Source organism: Pseudoalteromonas sp. HM-SA03 (assembly GCF_002289345.1).
GTDB lineage: Bacteria > Pseudomonadota > Gammaproteobacteria > Enterobacterales > Alteromonadaceae > Pseudoalteromonas.
This window is the reverse complement of the sequence record NZ_NSDG01000128.1, coordinates 1-211: the sequence shown is the minus strand read 5'-3', so window position 1 is coordinate 211 and position 211 is coordinate 1. Positions and strand designations below refer to the sequence as shown.

The window sequence follows — 211 nt, the reverse complement described above, 5'->3', positions numbered from 1 at the left end:
TGAATCTTTTGCTGTTCAGGGGTCAACGCTTTAGACGTAGGCGTTTCACCGTTTCGTTCACGCTCAAGCTGTTGTACCCAGCGCCTTAAGGCGGTTTCACCAATATCCAAAGAGTGACATGCATCTTGGAGGGAGTAGCTTTTATCTAAAACTAAACAAGCTGCTTCAAGTTTGAATTCTTTACTAAATGTTCGACGTTTTCTTGCCATTG

Annotated in this window: 1 protein-coding gene; it reads right to left on the bottom strand. The window is 43.1% G+C overall.

The annotated features are described in order from the left end of the window. A partial coding sequence (locus CKO50_RS23040; protein ID WP_141240177.1) for a transposase occupies positions 1 to 209 on the bottom strand: 209 nt, incomplete at its 3' end. Positions 210 to 211 lie beyond the last annotated feature (2 nt).